At 73.7% G+C, this 17,025-nt stretch carries 10 protein-coding genes; all 10 read left to right on the top strand.

Annotated features, from left to right (window positions below):
• Nucleotides 1-65 precede the first annotated feature (65 nt).
• Nucleotides 66-2,324: a penicillin-binding protein 2 gene (gene mrdA, locus ABZ261_RS08515; RefSeq protein ID WP_356856664.1), complete on the top strand. Its 2,259-nt coding sequence runs from the start codon at nucleotides 66-68 to the stop codon at nucleotides 2,322-2,324.
• Nucleotides 2,321-3,517 (top strand): rod shape-determining protein RodA, encoded by a 1,197-nt coding sequence (gene rodA / locus ABZ261_RS08520; RefSeq protein ID WP_356856665.1) that lies wholly within the window; start codon nucleotides 2,321-2,323, stop codon nucleotides 3,515-3,517. Before mrdA ends, rodA begins: the two co-directional genes overlap by 4 nt.
• A 139-nt stretch (nucleotides 3,518-3,656) precedes the next feature.
• Nucleotides 3,657-5,159, top strand: coding sequence for a CYTH and CHAD domain-containing protein (locus ABZ261_RS08525; protein WP_356856667.1), 1,503 nt, complete (start codon nucleotides 3,657-3,659; stop codon nucleotides 5,157-5,159).
• A 100-nt stretch (nucleotides 5,160-5,259) separates the two neighbouring features.
• Nucleotides 5,260-7,221, top strand: a complete 1,962-nt coding sequence (locus tag ABZ261_RS08530) for a TIGR03960 family B12-binding radical SAM protein (RefSeq protein WP_356856669.1) — start codon at nucleotides 5,260-5,262, stop codon at nucleotides 7,219-7,221.
• 395 nt (nucleotides 7,222-7,616) lie between these two features.
• Nucleotides 7,617-8,543: a LysR family transcriptional regulator gene (locus ABZ261_RS08535; RefSeq protein ID WP_356856671.1), complete on the top strand. Its 927-nt coding sequence runs from the start codon at nucleotides 7,617-7,619 to the stop codon at nucleotides 8,541-8,543.
• A gap of 211 nt (nucleotides 8,544-8,754) precedes the next feature.
• Nucleotides 8,755-9,687 (top strand): NAD-dependent epimerase/dehydratase family protein, encoded by a 933-nt coding sequence (locus ABZ261_RS08540; RefSeq protein ID WP_356856673.1) that lies wholly within the window; start codon nucleotides 8,755-8,757, stop codon nucleotides 9,685-9,687.
• 263 nt (nucleotides 9,688-9,950) lie between these two features.
• Nucleotides 9,951-11,063, top strand: coding sequence for a hypothetical protein (locus tag ABZ261_RS08545; RefSeq protein ID WP_356856675.1), 1,113 nt, complete (start codon nucleotides 9,951-9,953; stop codon nucleotides 11,061-11,063).
• Nucleotides 11,064-11,109: 46 nt separating this feature from the next.
• On the top strand, nucleotides 11,110-11,886 hold the full coding sequence (locus ABZ261_RS08550) for a TIGR03936 family radical SAM-associated protein (protein WP_356856677.1): 777 nt from the start codon (nucleotides 11,110-11,112) through the stop codon (nucleotides 11,884-11,886).
• Nucleotides 11,887-12,149: 263 nt separating this feature from the next.
• A complete protein-coding gene (locus ABZ261_RS08555) occupies nucleotides 12,150-16,700 on the top strand; it encodes an Rne/Rng family ribonuclease (RefSeq protein WP_356856679.1) in 4,551 nt (1,516 codons plus the stop codon).
• A gap of 158 nt (nucleotides 16,701-16,858) precedes the next feature.
• On the top strand, nucleotides 16,859-17,025 hold a 167-nt coding region (locus ABZ261_RS08560), incomplete at its 3' end, for a sugar phosphate nucleotidyltransferase (protein WP_356856708.1).

Below are 17,025 nucleotides of genomic sequence, written 5' to 3' on the forward strand. Positions count from 1 at the left end.
CGGCGCTGTGCGCACCCGCACGCCGCGCCCAGACGCCCGCGCACTGAGAGGAGGAGACAGCCGCAGTGACCAACATCCCCGAGACCGGTCGGACCCCGCGGGTCCAGATCCGGCTCGTCGTCATCCAGATCCTCGTCCTCTCCCTCCTCGGCACGCTCGGCGGCCGGCTGTGGTACCTGCAGATCCGCGAGGGCGCCGAATACCAGAAGGAGGCGTCCGGCAACCACGTCCAGCAGGTCGTCGACCCCGCCGTGCGCGGCGACATCCTCGACGCCCGCGGCGTGCCCCTCGCCGACAACGAGACCCGCCTGGTCGTCTCCGCCTCCCGCACCGACCTGATGAAGCAGAAGGACCGCGGCAAGGCCGTCCTCACCAAGCTCGCCCGGGTCCTCGGCATGAGCCCCGGGGAGGTCATGCAGAAGGTCCGGCTGTGCGACGCCAAGACCCCCCAGCCCTGCTGGAACGGCTCGCCCTACCAGCCGATCCCCATCACCGACGAGGCCACCGCCAAGCAGGCCCTGCAGATCCGTGAGCGCTCCGAGGACTTCCCCGGCATCACCGCCGAACCCGAGGCCGTCCGCCGCTACCCGGGCCCCGGCAAGTCCAACACCGCCCAGGTGCTCGGCTACCTCTCGCCCGTCACCGACGCCGAGATCCAGCAGGCCAAGGACACCGACTCGCCCTACCTGCGCTCGGACATGGTGGGCCGCTCCGGCCTGGAGCGGACGTACGACAAGGTGCTGCGCGGCAAGGCCGGCGTCACCCGCTACGAGGTCGACAACCTCGGCCGGGTCATCGGCAAGGCCGAGTCGGACGCGGCCCGGCCCGGCGCCAACCTGGTCACCAGCATCGACTCCCGCGTCCAGCGGGTCGCCGAGTACGAGCTGGACAAGGCCATGAAGGCCGCCCGCCAGCAGTTCGACAAGATCACCGGTGAGAACTACAAGGCCGACTCGGGCGCCGTCGTGGTGATGGAGGCCAAGACCGGCCGGATCGTCGCGATGGCCTCCGCCCCCACCTACGACCCCAACGCATGGGTGGGCGGCATCTCCGCCAAGGACTACAAGGCGCTCACCGGCAAGGACTCCAACTACCCGCTGCTGAACAGGGCCATACAGGGCCAGGCCGCCCCCGGTTCGACGTTCAAGGTGGTCTCCACGGCCGCCGCGGTCGAGGCCGGCTACCCGTTCGACGGCCGCTACCCGTGCACCAGTTCGTACTCGGTCGGCGGCCAGGTCTTCAAGAACTTCGAAGGAGAGAGCTTCGGCCCCATCCCCCTCGGCCGCGCCCTGGAGGTCTCCTGCGACACCGTCTTCTACTACCTGGCCGACAAGGAGTGGAAGCGCGACGGCGGCATCAACCCCCGCAAGGGCCGGCCGAAGGACTACTTCTTCAAGGCCGCCCACCAGTTCGGCCTCGGCAAGGAGACCGGCATCGACCTGCCCAACGAGGTCACCGGCCGCGTCCCCGACCGCCAGTGGAAGCAGGCGTACTGGAAGGCCAACAAGGACGCCTGGTGCAAGACCGGCAAGAAGGACGGCTCGTACGTCGAGAAGATCGCCTACGAGAACTGCCTCGAAGGCAACAAGATGCGCGAGGGCGACGCGATCAACTACTCCATCGGCCAGGGCGACACGCTCGTCACCCCGATCCAGGAGGCCGTGATCTACGGCGCCGTCGCCAACGGCGGCACCATGTACCAGCCCACCATCGGCAAGGCCATCATCAGCCCCGACGGCAGGAAAGTGCAGGAGATCAAGCCCAAAAAGCGCGGCCGGCTCCCGGTCAGCCGGGCCACCCTCAAGGGCATGGACGAGGCCTTCGCGGGCGTCATGACCCGCGGTACGGCCGCCTGGAAGTTCGGCGGCTGGCCGCAGGACAAGATCCCGCTGCACGGCAAGACCGGCACGGCGGAGGTCTACGGCAAGCAGACCACCTCCTGGCTGGCCACCTACTCCGAGGACTACACGGTGATCATGACGATCGCCCAGGCCGGCACCGGCTCCGGCGCCTCCGGTGAGGCCGTGCGCAACATCTACAGCGCGCTCTACGGCGTCCAGGGCGACGGCTCCATCGACCACAGCAAGGCGCTCCTGCCCCAGCCGCAGAAGGGCCTGCCCAAGGTCCGCACCGACGGCACCATCGCCGCCCCCAAGGTCACCGGCGACCCGGCGAAGGACGCCGAGGCCGCCCAGGAGAACAACCCCACCAACGGCGACGACCAGCAGCCCGCGGCCACCACGGCACCGCCCACGGGCAACCGCGACACCCGCAGGCGACGTGGCGGGAACCGGAAGAGGGGAAGCCGGAGGATGCCCTCATGACCGCCGCGAACAGCTTCTCCGTCTCCCGGTACGGCCCCGAGCGGGCCGGCTGGACCAGGATCTTCGCCCGCGACTCGCTCGCCCGCCGGCTGGACTGGCCGATCCTGCTCGCGGCCGCCGCCCTGTCCCTGCTGGGCTCCCTGCTGGTGTACTCGGCGACCCGCAACCGCACCGAGCTCAACCACGGCGACCCGTACTTCTTCCTGGTCCGGCACCTGATGAACCTCGGCATCGGGATCGCCCTGATGATCGCCACGGTCTGGCTCGGCCACCGCGCCCTGCGCAACGCCGTCCCGCTCCTGTACGGCGTCTCGGTGCTGCTGGCCCTGGTCGTCCTCACCCCGCTCGGGGCGACGATCAACGGCCAGCGCAATTGGCTCGTCATCGGCGGCTTCTCGCTCCAGCCCGCCGAGTTCCTCAAGGTCACGATCATCCTGGGCATGGCCATGATGCTGGCCGCCCAGGTGGACGCGGGGGACCGGATCCACCCCGACCACCGGACCGTCGTGCAGTCCCTCGGCCTGGCCGCCGTCCCGATCATGATCCTGCTGCTGATGCCCGACCTCGGCTCGGTGCTGGCCATGGTGGCGATCATCCTGGGCGTGCTGCTCGCCTCCGGCGCCTCCAACCGCTGGGTCTTCGGCCTGCTCACCGCCGGCGTGATCGGCTGCATCGCCATCTGGCAGCTGCACATCCTGGACGAGTACCAGATCAACCGCTTCGCCGCCTTCGCCAACCCGGACCTGGACCCCGCGGGCGTCGGCTACAACACCAACCAGGCCCGCATCGCCATCGGCTCCGGCGGGCTCACCGGCGCCGGGCTCTTCCACGGCTCCCAGACCACCGGCCAGTTCGTGCCCGAGCAGCAGACCGACTTCGTCTTCACGGTCGCGGGGGAGGAACTGGGCTTCGTCGGCGCGGGCCTGATCATCTTCCTGCTCGGCGTCGTCCTGTGGCGCGCCTGCCGGATAGCACGCGACTCGACCGAGCTGTACGGGACGGTCGTCGCCGCCGGGATCGTCGCCTGGTTCGCCTTCCAGTCCTTCGAGAACATCGGCATGACCCTCGGCATCATGCCCGTCACCGGCCTCCCCCTGCCGTTCGTGTCCTACGGCGGCTCGTCCATGTTCGCGGCGTGGGTGGCCGTGGGCCTGCTGCAGTCGATCAAGGTGCAGCGCCCGATGTCGGCGTAGGCGCCGGCGCAAGCCCCCGCAGCCCCGGCCGCCCGCCCGCGCACTCGTGGCGGGCGGCCCGGGCACGCGCCTCCGCCGGCACCGGCCCCTCCGCTCGTGCCCCCTGCCGCGCCGCTCCGCCGCCGACTAGATTCGGACCATGGCGGATACGCAACGCGAGATCGAGCGCAAGTACGAATCCGACGACGGCCGGCTGCCCGACCTGACCGGCGCCGGCCCCGTGGCCGCCGTCCTCGACAGAGGCGTCGTCGAACTCGACGCCACCTACTACGACACCGCCGACGAACGCCTGGCCGCCGCCTCGCTCACCCTGCGCCGCCGCACCGGCGGCTCCGACGCCGGCTGGCACCTGAAAACACCGGTCGCCCCCGGAGTCCGCGACGAGATCCGCGCCCCGCTCTCCGACGCCGTCCCGCCGGAGATCGCCGCGCTCGTCCGCTCCCGCGTCCGCGACGCCGAGCTGATCCCGCTGGTCCGCCTCCGCACCGTCCGCGACGTACGCCACCTGGTCGACGCCGACGGCGCCCTGCTCGCCGAGGCGAGCGTCGACGCCGTGACCGCCGAACGCCTCACCGGCCCGGGCGGCGCCGCCCGGTGGACCGAGATCGAGGTCGAACTGGCCGACGGCGGCGACCCGGCCCTCCTCGACCAGGTCGACGAACGGCTGCGCAAGGCGGGCGTACGACCGTCCGCCGCCACGTCGAAACTGGCCCGCGCCCTGGAGCGGACCGCGGGACACCGCCGCGGCAAGAAGACGGAACCGCCCCCGCCCGCCACCGCCGGCGACCACGTCCTCGCCTACCTCCGGGCCCAGCGGGACGCCCTGGTCGAGCTCGACCCGGCCGTCCGCCGCGACCTCCCCGACGCGGTGCACCGAATGCGAGTCGCCACCCGGCGCGCCCGCAGCACCCTGCGCACCTTCCGCAGCCTCCTGGACCGCACCGCCACCGCCCCCGCCGCCGCCGAACTGAAATGGCTCGCCGGCGAACTCGGCGCCGACCGCGACCAGGAGGTGCTGGCCGACCGGCTGACCACCGCGCTCGCCGCCCTGCCGCCCGACCAGGTCGCCGGCCCCGTGCAGGACCGGCTCACCGCCTGGGCCGCCGCCCGCAGCCACACCACCCGCCGGCACCTGCTCGCCGTCCTCGACTCCGCGCGCTACCTCGCCCTGCTCGACACCCTGGACGCCCTCCTCGCCGACCCGCCGCTGCGCGAGGCGGCCGCGAAGAAACCGGAGAAGGCGCTCGCCAAGGCCGTGCGCAAGAGCGTGAAACAGCTGACGGACGTGATGGAGCACGCCCTGGAACCGCCGCCCGGCCAGGACCGCGACCACGCCCTGCACGAGGCCCGCAAACAGGCCAAGCGCACCCGGTACGCCGCCGAGGCGGCCGCCGACGCCCTCGGCGGCCCCGCCCGCTCCCTCACCCGGACGGCGAAGTCGCTGACCAGCCTGCTCGGCGACCACCAGGACAGCGTCATGGCCCGCCGCGCCCTGCGCGAGCAGTCGGCGGTGGCCCACGCGGCGGGGGAGGACACCTTCACCTACGGGGTGCTGTACGCCAGGGAGGAGGCGCGGGCGGCCGCCGTGGAGGCGGAACTGCCCGGACGATGGAGGCGGAGCAGGTCGGAGGCGGAGAGCTGAACGGTTCGGGGAAAGGCCGCGGGGCGGGTTACGCTGAATGGTCTCCCGCCCCCAGCCTCCGGCCGGGGGTACCCCCAGTCAGCCCATGAAGGTTCGCGAGATGCCTGTCGAGTCGGTTTTCCCGCAGCTCGAAGCTCTGCTCCCGCACGTGCAGAAGCCGATCCAGTACGTCGGCGGCGAGCTCAACTCCACGGTCAAGCCGTGGGACGAGTGCGATGTCCGCTGGGCGCTCATGTACCCGGACGCGTACGAGGTCGGTCTGCCCAACCAGGGCGTCATGATCCTCTACGAGGTCCTCAACGAGCAGGAGGGCGTCCTCGCCGAGCGCACCTACAGCGTGTGGCCCGACCTGGAGGCGCTGATGCGCGAGCACGGCGTCCCGCAGTTCACGGTGGACAGCCACCGCCCGGTCAAGGCCTTCGACGTGCTCGGCATCAGCTTCTCCACCGAGCTGGGCTACACCAACATGCTCACCGCGCTGGACCTCGCCGGGATCCCGCTCGAGTCCCGGGACCGCACGGCCGACGACCCGATCGTCCTCGCCGGCGGCCACGCGGCCTTCAACCCCGAGCCGATCGCCGACTTCATCGACGCGGCCGTCATCGGCGACGGCGAGCAGGCCGTGCTCGACATGACCCGGATCATCCGCGAGTGGAAGGCCGAGGGCTGCCCCGGCGGCCGCGAGGAGGTCCTGTTCCGGCTGGCGAGGACGGGCGGGGTGTACGTCCCGGCGTTCTACGACGTCGAGTACCTGCCCGACGGCCGCATCGCCCGCGTCGTCCCCAACAGGTCGGGCGTCCCCTGGCGCGTGTCCAAGCACACCGTCATGGACCTGGACGAGTGGCCGTACCCGAAGCAGCCGCTGGTCCCGCTGGCCGAGACGGTCCACGAGCGGATGTCGGTGGAGATCTTCCGCGGCTGCACGCGCGGCTGCCGCTTCTGCCAGGCCGGCATGATCACGCGCCCGGTGCGCGAGCGTTCGATCACCGGCATCGGCGAGATGGTCGACAAGGGCCTGAAGGCCACCGGCTTCGAGGAGGTGGGCCTGCTGTCGCTGTCGTCGGCGGACCACTCCGAGATCGGCGACATCGCCCAGGGCCTGGCCGACCGCTACGAGGACGACAAGATCGGCCTGTCGCTGCCGTCCACCCGCGTCGACGCCTTCAACATCGACCTGGCGAACGAGCTGACCCGCAACGGCCGCCGCTCCGGTCTCACCTTCGCGCCCGAGGGCGGCTCCGAGCGCATCCGCAAGGTCATCAACAAGATGGTCTCGGAGGAGGACCTGATCCGGACCGTCGCCACTGCCTACGGCAACGGCTGGCGCCAGGTGAAGCTGTACTTCATGTGCGGCCTGCCGACCGAGACGGACGAGGACGTGCTGCAGATCGCCGACATGGCGACGCGCGTGATCCAGAAGGGCCGCGAGGTCTCCGGCTCCAACGACATCCGCTGCACCGTGTCGATCGGCGGCTTCGTGCCGAAGCCCCACACCCCCTTCCAGTGGGCCCCGCAGCTCTCCGCGGAGGAGACCGACGCCCGCCTCGCCAAGCTGCGCGACAAGATCCGCGGCGACAAGAGGTACGGCCGCTCGATCGGCTTCCGCTACCACGACGGCAAGCCCGGCATCGTCGAGGGCCTGCTCTCCCGCGGCGACCGCCGCGTGGGCGCGGTCATCCGCGCCGTGTACGACGACGGCGGCCGCTTCGACGGCTGGCGCGAGCACTTCTCCTACGACCGCTGGATGCAGTGCGCCGAGAAGGCCCTCGCCCCCTTCGGCGTGGACGTCGACTGGTACACCACCCGCGAGCGCACCTACGAGGAGGTCCTGCCCTGGGACCACCTGGACTCCGGCCTGGACAAGGACTGGCTCTGGGAGGACTGGCAGGACGCCCTCGACGAGACCGAGGTCGAGGACTGCCGCTGGACCCCGTGCTTCGACTGCGGCGTGTGCCCGCAGATGGACACCCACATCCAGATCGGCCCGACCGGCAAGAAGCTGCTCCCGCTGACGGTCAAGAACGCAGGCCCGACACCGGCCTCGAGCGGTCACACCCACTGAGGTGAGTGGCTTACTCGGTCGGGTGAGGGACGCTCCTGCGGGGGCGGGTGGCCGCGTTGGCGGCTGTCGGGGCTTCGGCCGTCGGCAGCCGCCGGTGCGGCGGCGCTGCCCCTGTCCGCCTCTCCCGGCCGGGCAGGGGCCTCGGCCGTTCACTCGGTGGGGTGAGCGTCGTGCGGAACGGGTGCGCGCTGACCCGCCCGGACGATCCGTACCGGTCGCTTCGGCAACGTGATGCCCACCAGGGCGAGCGGCGGCCCCGACCCGGCATGCCTCCGGCGCCCCCGCACCCGCACCCTGAGGTGCCGAAGTTCTGGGACGGATGCCAGGCACATCGCGCGTCCCTCTCGTTTCCGTCGGCATATCGATGCCTCAAGCAGGTGCCATAGCATCGCTGGATGCCTTCGCTTCGCGCCCTGGAATGCCTCATCGCCGTCGCGGACACCGGATCGATCACTCAGGCCGCAGTGCTGCTGCACTCCTCGCAACCGGCCGTGTCCCACCAGATCGCCTCATTGGAGCGCGAGGCCCGCACGGCCCTGCTGCGTCGCGAGGCACGGGGGGTCAAACTCACCGCCGCCGGGCGGGTCGCGGTCGCTGACGCCCGGCGGGCGGTCGAGGCGGCTACGGCCGCTGTCCGGTCGGCTCGGGCGGTGGGAGAAGCCGGGGGCGGGTCGCTGCGGATCGGCTGCGCGCAAAGCCTCACCGTCCCCTTGCTCGCGCCGGTGCTCCGCCACTGGCGCCGGCGTCACCCCGAGGTGGCCATCACTCTGCATGAGCTCACCGTCATGGACGAGGCACTGAGGCTGGTCGAGTCCGGCGAGGCTGACGTCGTGGTGGTGCCGGACCCCCCGTCCGACCGTTTCCAGGTCAGTGCCGTCGCCGAGGAAGAGATCGTGCTGGCTGCGCCCACCGGCCATCCACTGGCCCAGCGGGCCTCGGTGAGGATGCAGGACCTCGATGGCGTGCCGCTCGTGCACTACACGGCGCACAACCGCCTCGGCGCATGGCTCGACCAGTCCTTCGCCCGGGCCGGGGTCCACCCGGAGGTGGTGATGCGGACGTCCGTCACTGCTACGGCACCCCAGCTCGCCGCCGCCGGACTGGGCGTCGCGGTCTGTCCGGTGAGTGCGGTCAGTGCGGGCTTTCCGGGCGTGGTCCGGCCGTTCTCACCGCGGTGGACCAGACGATTGACGGCGGTGACCTCCGCAGACACCGATCCGCTCGTCGCGCGGTTCATCGCGGGGCTGCGCCGTCACGGAGTGCGGGTCCCCCGCAGCGTACAGACGCAGCTCGACGAAGGCGTCGTGGCCGCGGGGGAGTGACCACCGAGTTCGCCTCGTGCAGGACCGCGAAGAAGACGACCAGGGCGCCATGGGGGCAGGAGACGAGGTCGAGGGATCCAGGAAATGGTGGGAAACCCGTCGACTCATGAATGGATTCGAGGGAACAGCGGGCAGCCCCTGATCGCTGGACACTACATGGCCTCCCGCCCGCAGCGAGCGGGAAGCGTCTTGCACGAGAGAGAAGGCTTCCATGTCACAGGCATTCATCACGGGCGGCTCGGGTTTCATCGGACGGGCCCTGATCCGCCGGCTCGTCGGGGAAGGCCATACGGTCCGCGCACTGGTCCGCAGCGAAGCGGCGGCCGACAAGGTCGCGGCCCTCGGCGCGCAGCCGGTGCGGGGCGAGCTGACGGAGCCGGCCGGCTGGCAGGACGCGGTGGCAGGCAGCGACGTGCTGTTCCACCTCGCCGCCGAGACGGACATCACCGCAGACCGTGAGCGCCACGAGCAGGTGACGGTCGGCGGCACCCGAGCGGCTGTGGAGGCAGCCCGTACCGCGGGGGTCGCCACCTTCGTCCACTGCGGCAGCGAGGCCGCGCTCCTGGCCGGCGAACCGCTGCTGGACGTGGACGAGACCGCGCCGCTGCGGCCGGACTCGGAAGCCCCCTACTGCGCGGCCAAGGCCATCGCCGAGCAGGTCGTGCTGGACGCCGACGCACCGGGCTTCACCACCGTCTCCGTACGGCCGCGGTTCGTCTGGGGCCCTGACAGCAGCCTGACCGAAGGCCTGGCCGCCGCGGCCGGGGCCGGGCAGTTCGCCTGGATCGACGGCGGCCGGCACACCACCGACGTGACGTACGTGGACAACGCCGTCGAGGGCCTGGTACTGGGCTGGCGGCACGGCCGGCCGGGTCAGGCGTACTTCGTCACCGACCAGCATCCAGTCGTCCTGCGGGATTTCCTGGAGACGGTTTTCTCGCTGTACGGCGTCGACGCGGCCATCCCCGACATGGACGCGGAGACCGCCGCCCATGTGGTGCCGGTACCCGCCCGGTGGTTCGTCGGACAGCCGTGCACGCTGCGCACCGACAAAGCCGTGACCGAACTGGGGTACCGGCCCATCGTCCCGCACGCCGCCGGTTTCGCGGCCGTGAAGGAAGCGCTCGCCTCCCGCGCCGCGTGACGGCCTGGCGGGGTCACGCCTGACCGTGGTGTCCGTACCGATGTCCCGGGCCAGGCAAGGCTGCTGTACCGCAAGCGGCGCGGCCGCCGAGGTGGCCGGCCGCCGGCCTTCGGCCGCGAGGCCCGCAAGCGGCGCAACACCGTCGAGCGGTGCGTCGACAAGCCCGAGCAGTGGCGCGGCCCGGCCGCTCGTCACGGCAGGACCGGCACCGGCTACCTCGCCGTACTCGGATCCGGACGGGCGGCGCCTGCGTCTGTGCGGGTATGGATATGCACAAGCCCCCGCCTCCGCCCGAGTCATCGGAGGGATGCCTGGTCACCGCCGTCCGCGTCCCGGTGCGGATCGTCGTCCTCGTGCTGGTGGTGCCGGTGCGGATGGTGTGGGACGCGCTCGCCGCCGCCGGGCGCCTGCTGCGGGACACCGTGTGCCGGCCGCTCGGGCGGGGCCTGCTGTGGCTGGGCCGGGCCGTCTTCGTGTGGCCGTTCACGGGCCTGTGGCGGTACGTCCTCGTCCCCGGCGGCCGGGCGCTCGGACGGCTCGCGGCCGTCCTCGTCGTCGTACCGGCGGTGTGGGTCCACCGGCACGTCCTGGCCCCCGTCGGACGCGCCGTCGCCCGGCTGGCGCGCGGGGCGGGCGCCGGGCTCGCGTGGCTGTGCGCGCGGGTGGTCGCGCCCGTGGGGCACGGGCTGGCCTGGCTGCTGAAGGGCTTCGGGGCCGTGCTCCGCGCCGCCGGCGCCGGGGTGTACACGGCCGCCGCCCGGCTGGGACGGTACCTGGTCGTCGTCCCCGCGCGATGGCTGTACACCTGGGTCCTCGCCCCCGTGGGCCGGGCCGTGGCCCGGTGCGTCAGGGGGGCCGGCCGGCTGCTGGGACTGCTGGCCACGGGCGCGGGACTGGTGCTGTACCACGTCGTCCGCGTCCTGTTCGCGCTGCCCGCGCTCGCGCTGTGGCGCCGGCTGCTGCTGCCCGCCGGCCGGTTCCTCGCCGTCGTGGCGCGCGAGACGGGGCAGGCCCTGACTCACGCCTGGCGGGTCGCCGGTCGGATCTCGCGGGTCGTCGGGCGGGCCCTCGGGACCCTCTTCCGGTGGATCGTCGTGGAGCCGGTCCGCTGGGTGTACCGCACCGTCCTCACCCCGGTCGGGCACGTCGTCCGGGACGCGGTCCTGCGGCCCGCCGCCGAAGGCGTGCGCGCGGTGGGCCGCACCGCCCGGCAGGCGCTGGCCACCGCCCGGTCCACGGTGCGGCAGACCCGCGCCGAGGTGCGCCGGATGCTGTTCGGCGGGCCCCGGCGCCCGGTCGCGGCCGACCGGCGGGAACCGACGGGCGCCGCTGCACGTACTCTTGGTAGCAGTACGACCGCTCTCACGAAGGACTAGGACACTGGGCAAGCGACAGCCCGAAGGCCCGCCGCCCGCACCCGCGGTGCAGCGCATCCGACTGCGCTACACCAAGCGCGGCCGCCTGAGGTTCACCAGCCACCGAGACTTCCAGCGCGCCTTCGAGCGTGCGCTGCGCCGTGCCGAGGTGCCCATGGCGTACTCGGCCGGGTTCACGCCGCACCCGAAGGTGTCGTACGCCAATGCCGCACCCACCGGCACGGGCAGTGAGGCGGAGTATCTGGAGATCGCGCTCACCGAGCCGCGCGACCCGGAGACCCTGCGCGTCCTCCTCGACGAGTCGCTGCCCGCCGGGCTCGACGTCATCGAGGCGGTCGAGGCGCGGACCCCGGGCCTCGCCGACCGGCTCACGGCCTCGGTCTGGGAGCTGCGGCTGGACGGCGTCGAGCCGGCCGACGCCGAGCGCGCGGTCGCGGCCTTCAACGGCGCCGGCGCCGTCGAGGTGCAGCGGATGACCAAGAACGGCGTCCGCACCTTCGACGCCCGCCCGGCCGTGGTGAGCCTTCAGGCGCACGGTTCGCCGGCTGATAGGCCGAGCGACCGGCCCTGTGCGATACTGCGGCTGGTTGTTCGGCACGTGACGCCTGCCGTACGACCCGACGACGTCCTGTCCGGTCTCCGCGCCGTGGCCGACCTGGCGCCGCCGGTCCCCGCAGCGGTGACCAGGCTGGCGCAGGGGCTGTTCGATGAAGAGACCGGCACGGTGACCGACCCGCTCGCGCCCGACCGCGAGGCAGCCGAGGCCCTGACGGCCGCACCGGCTGCCGCCGCGACGGCGCCGACGCCGGAAGGTTCCGCGTAGGGACGGACGTCGTAGCGCCGCCCTCGTACTCGGGAGCCACCTGGGTCGGGCAGCGCACCGACCAGAAGACTTTCGCCAGGCCGTAAGCGACAAGGCGTACGGAACCGGCGAGACAGGACACAGAGAGCTCCCGTGCGGCGCCCGCGCCCCGGACGGCGGCCATCGCGCATCGCGCGGGCCGCGGACGTCAACGGCGGACGGTCCCTCGAGACCGTCGCCGGACCAGGCGCGGCGCCCGGGAGCCTGACGGGAGAACCGCCCGCATGCTCGAGCCGACCGAACCCACCGAGTCCTCCACGGGCTCCGAACCCAACACTCCGAGCGACACCCTGCCGCCGCGCAGGCGTCGCCGTGCCGCCTCCCGCCCGGCGGGTCCGCCCAGCACGGCCGCGGAGGCGCCCGCCGAGGTCACCGTGCCCGCCGTGACGGCCGCGGAGCCCGACGAGGTCACCGAGGCCGCCCAGGCCGCCGAGGCGGAGGACGACGCCGTGGCCGCCGAGGGCCTTCCCGCGGACGCCGACGGCGCCGCCCGGGCCGAAGAGGCCGCGGTCGCCGCCGCGCCGGAGCCCGCTCCCGCGCGTCCGCGCCGCCGTGCCACCCGCCGGGTGTCCGCGCCCGCCGGTTCGCCGACGCCGCCCGAGGCCGCCGAGACCGTCGTGCCGTCCACCGCCGAGCCGGCCGGCACCCCCGTCCCCGAGGCCGGTGCGGTCGTCGTGGGCGAGGAGGCAGCTCCGCGCCGCACCCGGCGCCGGGCCACGCGCAGCGTGTCGGCGCCCACCGCGGCCGCAGCCGACGTTCCCGCGTCCGATGCCGGCGCCGCCGAGGCCGGCGCGCCCGCATCCGGCGCCGGTGAGGCCGCCGCGACGGACGCGGCCGCCGAGGCCGCTCCCGCCCGTCCGCGGCGCCGCGTGACCCGCCGTGCGGCGGCGTCCGCAGAGGCCGCCGAGACCGCGGCTCCGGTCGCCGAGACCGCCGCGGAGACCCCCGAGGCGTCCGGTGGGGCGCAGGAGCAGGAGCCCGCCGCCGAGGAGGGCGCCCCGCGCCGTACCCGCCGCCGTGCCACCCGCCGGGCGTCCGCGCCCGCCGGCGCCCCGCACAGCGCCGACGGGACGCCGGCCGCCCAGCCGGAGCAGCCCGCCGCCGCCGACGCCGCACCCTCCCAGGACGCCGAGCCGTCCGCCGCCCAGGCCGCTCCGGCCGGCCAGGACGCGCCCGAGGCGCCCGCCGCCGAGGAGGGCGCCCCGCGCCGTACCCGCCGCCGTGCCACCCGCCGGGTGTCCGCGCCCGCGACCGGGGAAGCCGCAGAGGCGGAGTCCGGTGCCGTCGTGAGGGAGGAGACCGCTGTGGGCGAGGCCGACGAGAGGGCCGGTGAGGCGGCGGAGTCCGCCGCGCGCACCAGCACCGCGGAGGTCCCCGCGACCACGCACACCACCGAGCCGGCTGCCGCGGCCCAGGCCCCCGCCGAGACCGGGGCGCCGCGCCGGGCCCGGCGCCGGGTCGTCCGCGCCGCGTCCGGGTTCTCCGCCCCCGCGCCGCAGTCCGGTGAGGCCGGCGAGGCCGAGGCGCCGCGCCGCCCCGCCCGTCCCGCCGTCGCCGTCTTCCAGCCGCCGGTGTTCACGGAGCCCAGGTTCCAGACGCCGGAGCGCGCCGCGGCCGAGGCCGCCGCCGAGGCCGCGGAGGAGGAGACCGAGGAGTACACGGAGGAGCGCGCCGAGACCGGTTCGCGCCGCCGCCGTCGCCGCCGCGGCAACGCCGCCGAGGACACCCGTCCGGCCGGTTCCGCCGCCGAGGACGAGGAAGCGGACGAGGCCGAGGAGGCCCCGGAGTCCGCCGAGGACCTCGCCGAGGGCGAGGAGGACGACGAGACCGACGGCGCCGAGGGCTCCGAGGAGTCCGGTTCGCGCCGCCGTCGCCGCCGCGGCGGCCGCCGTCGCCGGCGCGGTGACGCGGCCGACGGCGAGTCCGGCGAGGGTGCGGACGGCGAGAGCGAGGAGCCGGCCGCCGAGCAGGCCGCGCAGGACGCCGAGGACACCGCCGAGCAGGAGGAAGAGGACGCCGAGGAGGCGCGCTCGGAGGAGTCCGGCGGTTCCAGCGCCAGCAGCCGTCGCCGCCGCCGTCGCCGCCGCCGTGCCGGTGAGACCTCCGTCGAGGCCGAGCCGTCCTCCGACGACCCGGAGCGCACGGTCGTCAAGGTCCGCGAGCCGCGCAAGGTCGCCGAGCCGTCCGACGAGGTGCAGTCCATCAAGGGCTCGACGCGTCTGGAGGCCAAGAAGCAGCGCCGCCGGGAAGGCCGCGAGCAGGGGCGCCGCCGCGTTCCGATCATCACCGAGGCCGAGTTCCTGGCCCGCCGCGAGGCTGTCGAGCGCGTGATGGTCGTCCGCCAGCACGGCGACCGTACGCAGATCGGCGTCCTGGAGGACGGCGTGCTCGTCGAGCACTACGTCAACAAGGAGCAGGCGGTCTCGTACGTCGGCAACGTCTACCTGGGCAAGGTCCAGAACGTGCTGCCGTCGATGGAGGCCGCGTTCATCGACATCGGCAAGGGCCGCAACGCCGTGCTCTACGCCGGTGAGGTCAACTTCGAGGCGCTGGGCATGGCCAACGGCCCGCGGCGCATCGAGTCCGCCCTGAAGTCCGGCCAGCCGGTCCTCGTGCAGGTCACCAAGGACCCGATCGGTCACAAGGGCGCGCGTCTGACCAGCCAGGTCTCCCTCCCGGGCCGCTACCTGGTGTACGTGCCCGAGGGCTCCATGACCGGCATCAGCCGCAAGCTGCCCGACACCGAGCGGGCCCGGCTGAAGACCATCCTCAAGAAGATCGTCCCCGAGGACGCGGGCGTCATCGTGCGCACCGCCGCCGAGGGGGCGAGCGAGGAGGAGCTGCGCCGGGACGTCGAGCGGCTGCAGGCGCAGTGGGAGGAGATCCAGAAGAAGGCGAAGAACGGCAACGCGCCGACGCTCCTGTACGGCGAGCCGGACATGACCGTCCGGGTCGTCCGCGACATCTTCAACGAGGACTTCTCCAAGGTCATCGTCAGCGGTGACGAGGCCTGGCAGACGATCCACGGGTACGTCTCGCACGTCGCCCCCGACCTGGCCGGCCGGCTGTCGAAGTGGACCTCCGAGGTCGACGTCTTCGCCACCTACCGGATCGACGAGCAGCTCGCCAAGGCGCTGGACCGCAAGGTCTGGCTGCCCAGCGGCGGTTCACTGGTGATCGACCGGACCGAGGCGATGGTCGTCATCGACGTCAACACCGGCAAGTTCACCGGCCAGGGCGGCAACCTGGAGGAGACGGTCACCAGGAACAACCTGGAGGCGGCCGAGGAGATCGTGCGCCAGCTGCGGCTGCGCGACCTCGGCGGCATCATCGTGATCGACTTCATCGACATGGTCCTGGAGTCCAACCGCGACCTGGTGCTGCGCCGCCTGCTGGAGTGCCTGGGCCGCGACCGCACGAAGCACCAGGTGGCCGAGGTGACCTCGCTGGGCCTGGTCCAGATGACCCGCAAGCGGGTCGGCCAGGGCCTGCTGGAGTCCTTCTCCGAGACCTGCGTCCACTGCAACGGCCGCGGTGTCATCGTCCACCTCGACCAGGCGACCGCGAACGGCGGCGGCGGCAAGCGCAAGAAGCGCGGCGGCCGGGGCGGCGAGGCGCAGGAGCACGTGCACGAGACCGCCGCCGCGGCCGTGGAGACCGCGGAGGCCGTCGAGCCCGAGGCGGAGACCGCCGCGGAGGTGGCCGCCGAGGCCGCCGAGCCGGTGGCCCTGCCGGCGCCGGACTTCGCGCCGGACGAGGAGCTGTACAGCAGCGTCGCCGAGGCGGAGGCGGCGGCCACCCGCGGCCGTACGCGGCGCCGGGCGAGCCGCCGGGCGTCCGCTCCGGCGGGCGCGCCGAAGGCGGAGAAGGCTCCGCGGGCCGGGAAGGCCGACGCCGTCGAGTCCGGGACCGGGCAGGCCGCGACCGGCGAGTCCGGGACCGGTGGGCCCGTGGAGGCGGTGGAGGCCGAGGCGCCGACCGCGCAGGACGTCACCGCTGAGGAGACCGCGGCGCGCCCGGTGCAGCCGGAGACGGCCGCCGAGGCGCTGGCCGAGCCCGTGGCCGCCGAGGACCAGGTGGTCCCGGCGCCGCAGGCCGACGCCCAGCCCGCCGAGGAGGCCGCGCCCAAGGGCCGTACGCGCCGTCGGGCGACCCGCAAGGCGTCGGCCCCGGCCGGCTCCCCCGCGGGCGCCGAGGCCGCCGTGGTGACGGTGCCGGAGACCGCGCCCGAGGCGCAGGCCGCCGAGGCGCAGGCCACCGAGGTGCAGGCTGCCGAGGCGCCGGCGGAGGAAGCGCCGGCCGAGAAGGTGCCCGCGCCCGCTGCCGCCGGGAGCACGGCCGCACCGGCGCGTCCGCGCCGCCGGGCGGTCCGCAAGGCCACCGCGCCGACCGCGCCCGAGGAGGCGGCCGTCGTGGTCGTCCCGTCGGCCCCGGCCGCTCAGGACCCGGCGGCGGACGCCCCGGCGGAGCAGCCGGCCGCGGCGGACGCCGAGGCGCCCGGGGCGGTGACCGAAGCGGCGACCGAGGCTCCGGCCGAGGAGACCGCGCAGGAGGCCGCGCCGGCCAAGAAGACCGCCCGCAAGGCGGCCAAGAAGGCCACGGCGAAGAAGACCACCGCCAAGAAGACCGCGGCCAAGAAGACGGCCGCCAAGAAGACGACGGCCAAGAAGACGGCGAAGACCGCCAAGACGGCCGCCGCGAAGTCGACGGCGAAGAAGACGTCGGCGGCCCAGGAGACGGCCCCTTCCGTCTCGGCCCCCGCAGACGACAACTGACCTGCCGTCGTACCCGGTGTGGTCCTGTCCGCCGCCGCAGACAGGGCCACACCCCTTTTTCCCACCCGCCGGGCCGTCGTGCCCCGGCCGGTGGACGGCGTCGTGGCCGGGTCCCCCCGCCGCGACGCCGCTGCACAGCGAGACGAAGGAGAACCGCGATGATAGGCCTCGTGCTGGCGGCCGGCGCCGGACGGCGTCTTCGCCCCTACACCGACACTCTGCCCAAGGCCCTGGTGCCTGTGGGGCCGGAGGAGGGGCCGGACGCCGTCACCGTCCTGGATCTGACCCTGCGGAACTTCGCCGAGGTGGGTCTGACCGAGGCGGC

Origin of the sequence: Streptomyces sp. NPDC006193 (assembly GCF_040613915.1) — a bacterium.
Taxonomy (GTDB): domain Bacteria; phylum Actinomycetota; class Actinomycetes; order Streptomycetales; family Streptomycetaceae; genus Streptomyces.